Source organism: Petrachloros mirabilis, from assembly GCF_975968855.1.
The window spans coordinates 1-4,885 of the sequence record NZ_CDLUDY010000069.1 but is presented as its reverse complement, the minus strand read 5'-3'; the positions used below and the strand labels follow the sequence as shown (position 1 = coordinate 4,885).

Genomic DNA, 4,885 nt, shown 5'->3' with positions numbered 1-4,885 from the left:
GTTTGACGTACCTAAATCCGAGTGACCTCAAAGGCAAGCTCATTGCGATCGAAGGCACGGACGGCGTCGGCCGCTCGACACGCATCGAGATGCTGCAGGAATGGCTCGAAGTGCAGGGCTACGGCGTCCTGACCACCGGATGGACGAGGTCTAATCTCATGTCGAAGACCATCGAGGTCGCCAAAGAAGGCAACATCCTCGATCGCTGGTCGCTGAGTCTCTTATACGCAACGGATTTTGCCGATCGCCTGGAGCATGAAATCATTCCGGCCCTGCGATCCGGCTTCATCGTGCTGGCGGATCGCTACATCTATACGGCCTTTGCCAGAGACTTTGTGCGTGGCGGTGACCGCAAGTGGATCAGAGACGTCTTCGGCTTTGCTTTGGTCCCCGACCTCGTCTGCTACCTGAGAATCGACGTGGAAACACTGGTGCTTCGCGTCATCGAAACGAAAGCCATGAACTATTGGGAATCAGGCATGGATCTCAGGCTAGGCAACGACCTGTACGACAGCTTTAAGAAGTACCAGTCGCTGCTGATCGAAGAATTCGACAAGATGGCGGAGGAATTCAAGTTCGAAGTCGTGGATGCGCGCAAGCCGCCGGAAGAGATTCAAGACGAGCTGCGGGCAAAGATCCAGGAGCTTCTGATCCGCGAAGGCATGGAACGGCCCGCCGCACAGATGACCTCGGAGACGATCAAGACTGAGCCCAATGTCACAATCGAGCAATCGAGAGCAATCTCTTAATTCTCCCGCTCAACCTTAACCAGATCCTTAGCCTTCTTCCCCAAGATCCGCAGTTGGCCGGGCTCCATCCACCAATGTAAAACTCCGCGGCCAATCTTTAGCGGAAAAGGAAGCCCGATCATGCAGGCGCCGGCTTTCTTGAACCGGAACGATGCCGATGGTTTTCCCGTCAACAGCAGGCCGGCAAGCAGGCTCAGGTGAGGTTCGTGTCCGACACAGAGGACGCAGGAATCGGGTTGAAGATCTTTCAACAACGTAGGGAATCGACCCGGGGCAGCATTCGGCAACAGTTCCTCTAATGGCTTCGCGGCATTCGGCGGCGCCATGACCGTGTACAGAATCCGTGCCGTCTCTACAGCGCGGACCAGTGGGCTTGAAAACACATGGGTCGGGCGCAGATCCAACCGCTTCAATCCAGCAGCAACCTGCGCAACCCGTTTTGCGCCACGCTCCGTCAAGGGCCGGTCGGCGTCATCGCCTTCCCATTCATCCCGTTCGACGGCGATGCCATGTCGAACCAAGATACAGTCCATGGATACAGTCCTTGTGGATTCGTCTCGCTACAGAGTCACCGAAGGATTGGTCGTATCCTCTTGTATCATTGACGCATGAACTCATGAGGATCAAAGTGGTAGGAAACCCCCGCCACGAATAGCATGGAGTGGAACGATCCCCCGAGAGGGTTCTTGTCAAAATTCACATCGACGAGGTTGTACTTGAATTCCCCGAACAGACCCACCGAATCGTTCAAGACATAGGAACGGACACCGGCAAGGAAGTTAAAGCTCGGTGTCAGGGACGCCTCAGGCGTGAAGCCACCCTCGGATGTGCGCATCCAATTCATGCCGATGCCGAGTCCGGCGTAAGGCTCAAACCTCCTGGTGTAGGGCAGGCGCGCGAGTGCATTGACCGCAAAGGTGGTCACACCAAGATCCTTGCCCGCAATTTGGCCCGACATAGGCCCTGACCCGGTTATTCCCGGGAGCGTCTGCTGTTTGACGTGCGGAGTGTAATTGTAGGCTTCAATTTCGAAACCCAGCCAGCTCCAATCCCGTTCCTCAAGGTAATTGCCGAATTTCAGGCCGTACGCAAGGCTGTTGACCAGTTCCACATCGCCGCTGTTATCAGAATCGAGATCGCCGGGGAACGCCCCTCCAATATGGCCCGCAGCATACATTTCAGCATACCCGGCATCCGCAAGGCCCAAGGTAGATACGAACACGACCAACAAACCAAAGCCCTGTATTGTTCTTGAACGACGTGCCATGGATCACGACTCCTTTAATAATGTAGCTTTGCCCTATCGTAAGGCGGTTACTTTAGCTGGGGGAGGTTTCATCTCGCAAGTCCGAAACAAGGCTGTCCGGACAACTCCACCCTCGCCTGCTTGATCACCGAACACCGGCGGCAATCTGCAAAAAGCTCCTAGAAACCACAGGGTTGTTCGCCGGAATGCAGCAGCGTGGGGCGGAGACAGAATCCCCTCCAGGGCATACCATCCCACGACCAGTTAAGGAGTGCATACTCCGTATGCACAACATGGCCGTCGATGATCCGGCCCAACCCCCCCACCCGCAACCTGAAACCGGCAGGCACAACGAAATCCTTCAACATCCCGAATTCAGTAAAGTTTCCAGCAGTATAGGCGGGATCCCCCCGGGTCGTCAGATAATTTTCTCCCCGCCAAAAATTCACGTACGGACGCCAGCCTTCGAGATCCACCCCTGCGGAGAGGAGGTAGCCGCGCCCGCGCGTGATCGGCTCCGCACTCGATGTCGGCTCGTTCTGATCCATGAAGTACAGCGCCATGACTTGCATTTCACGAAACCATGACAAGCCGGGCGCATAGTCGCCGGGACGGATCGTGAGGTCCGGGCCTACCGCCACTTGGAAATTATTCGACGCCGCACGATCCCGCGGGATTCCAGGGCCGAAAAAGGTTCTCGCCTCCGAATACTGCGCGCCTCCGCTATGGGCCCAATAGACCTGGCCGTTCAACCCGAAGATCTTGTGCGCCAGACGGCCGCTGTACCCGACATCGAAGAGTTCGGGTTTTTGAACCGTCTCGAGCTGATTCCACGAGATAAATAGATCCTGCTGATAAGCCGGCCTGTTCACGAGAAGCTGAAAGCCCTGCTCGATCGGGCGTGAAAAGAGCGTGGCATCGTCGAATATCGCATCGACCAGATAGTGGTTCCGGTAAAGCGTCCCGGCGACCAACGAGACCTCCGGCAGCATCTCCCACGTCGCCGAGAGGACGGGTTGAACCGCATGAAAGCTCTGAGTTGTTCCCACCGGCAATCCGACAAAGACCCCGGCATCCAATGATACCGAAGCGCTCGGCATGTACCGCAACACCGGCGTCAGGTATTGCCCCGCAAACGTCCCGTCGGAAGCAGCCAACCCGCCGGCAGTGACTCCCGGAAGCGCCACGTTGTACACATACGTCAACGAGTCCAACATCGGCGTGAACAGGCGCCGTGATGAAGGCTCATCGCTTTGCGTTGCGCTGGCGGGCGAACGGGACAACACATCGGAGAAAAATCGCCCCGTGCGTCTCGTATCCCAGTTCCAGTTGAACACGATGTACTCTTGATTCATCCAGCGCGAAGCTTTCACACCCTGCACAGATACGAAGTTAGTGATGTGACGCGCCTGTGCCCCTATTTCAATCGATGCGTCTTCGGTCAATTCGAGAGTTTTGGACAGGCCCAGTTCCATGAAGTTGCCCGCGGCAAATTCCGGATCACCTTGCTGACTCACAAAGGAAGTTCCACGCCAGAAGCCGAGCCGTGGCCGCCAACCATCCAGGTCCAGCCAGGTCTGCAGAAGGTATCCGCGGCCTCGCACGATACTCCCGCCCTGTCCGTTATCCGCCTCGTCATAACTGTTCAGATAGCTCGCCCGTACGCCGATTTCACGGAACCATTCGGGCATACCCATATCGCGTCCCGGTGACAGCACCAACCCTGGACCAAAGGCTGAAACAATATTGCGGCCGGGACGAAATGACCGGTCCAATTTGAGCAAGGCCTGCCCGTTCTCAACCCAATGCACCTGCCCATCGAACCGCAAAGGACCGAAACGGAGTTGCCCGGCATAACCCCAATCGAAGCGATTCGGCGCCGATCCCGCAAACGCCTGCGCCCAATTGATGAAGGCATCCTGTCGATAGTAGTCCCAATTCGCCGTCACCTGTGCGCCCTGCTCGATCGGTCGCACAAAACGGTTGGCATCGTCGAAGACCGCGTCCAAAAATTCCCGATGAGGAACCCGGAGCGTCCCAAGCCTGGTGGAAACCTGGTCAACCGGTCGATACTCCAATCGGAAGATCGGCCGCACCTGGGAAACCACCGTGTCATGACCGAAGGGAATGTTCGAAAAGACCCCCAGATCAAGATCGAGTCTGGAAGCCAAGCGGCGATGCGCCGTGACATTCAAGAGATCGCCGATCAGCGTGGTGTCCCGCCCGTAGCCGTTCGTGAACGTATTGTCCTGGAGTCCCTGCTTCTCCAGATTGAGAACATAGGTCGTCGTCTCAAGGCGTACGTCGAAGAGGCGGTCGGCTCCAGAAAATGGTAGTTCCTCCGCAAGGAGAGGAGAGGTATCACTGAGGACAGCGAGGCCTGTGTAAAGGAACAGCTGCACAATCAGAAGAGTCACGGAGAGGCTTGCTTTCCGAAGACGTAAAAAGCGAACCGGACCAGAGCATGGTGGAAACGGCCTGTCGATCATGAATCTATAGAAGCAGAAACGTTGTTCAGCAATTCCACCTCGACAAACCGTCGATGAATCGCCGCCAGAATAACCTGACGCAACTCTGCACGAAAAGGCTCAAGCGACTCCCCTTCAAGATAGCGATCCACCGTCGGAGGCAACCGGCGCCACCAGGCTCCGGCCGATTCCCTCGCCTTCTCCGCCGCTACGCCACCATGCGCGAGCACTTTCCTAATTTCCTCTTCAAAGAACCCCACATGGACTTCCTCATCATCCATGATGGAATGGAGTTCCGGCCGGACCTGCACCAGCAACTTGGCGAACTCCAGTCCTAGCGTTTCATAGCCGTAGAGATGGATGACGAGCGCCCACCACTGGCTAGGCACACGCGGCAGTTTCTCCCGAGCATGGGACACGAC

General features: G+C 56.6%; 5 protein-coding genes. 1 reads left to right on the top strand and 4 read right to left on the bottom strand.

Going from position 1 to position 4,885, the window contains the following annotated elements; translation table 11 throughout:
* The coding region (locus ACWVCN_RS02795) for a dTMP kinase (protein WP_455243992.1) at nt 1-749 on the top strand (749 nt) is incomplete at its 5' end.
* Here the strand turns inward: ACWVCN_RS02795 and sixA are convergent.
* From sixA to ACWVCN_RS02775, 4 genes are all read right to left on the bottom strand, one after another.
* Nucleotides 746-1,282, bottom strand: a complete 537-nt coding sequence (gene sixA / locus ACWVCN_RS02790) for a phosphohistidine phosphatase SixA (protein WP_455243991.1) — start codon at nt 1,280-1,282, stop codon at nt 746-748. The two genes, ACWVCN_RS02795 and sixA, sit on opposite strands and share 4 nt — an antisense overlap.
* Before the next feature lie 65 nt (nt 1,283-1,347).
* A complete protein-coding gene (locus ACWVCN_RS02785) occupies nt 1,348-2,016 on the bottom strand; it encodes an outer membrane protein (protein ID WP_455243990.1) in 669 nt (222 codons plus the stop codon).
* Between the two features lie 158 nt (nt 2,017-2,174).
* Nucleotides 2,175-4,412: a hypothetical protein gene (locus ACWVCN_RS02780; RefSeq protein WP_455243989.1), complete on the bottom strand. Its 2,238-nt coding sequence runs from the start codon at nt 4,410-4,412 to the stop codon at nt 2,175-2,177.
* Between the two features lie 68 nt (nt 4,413-4,480).
* A partial coding sequence (locus tag ACWVCN_RS02775; protein WP_455243988.1) for a hypothetical protein occupies nt 4,481-4,885 on the bottom strand: 405 nt, incomplete at its 5' end.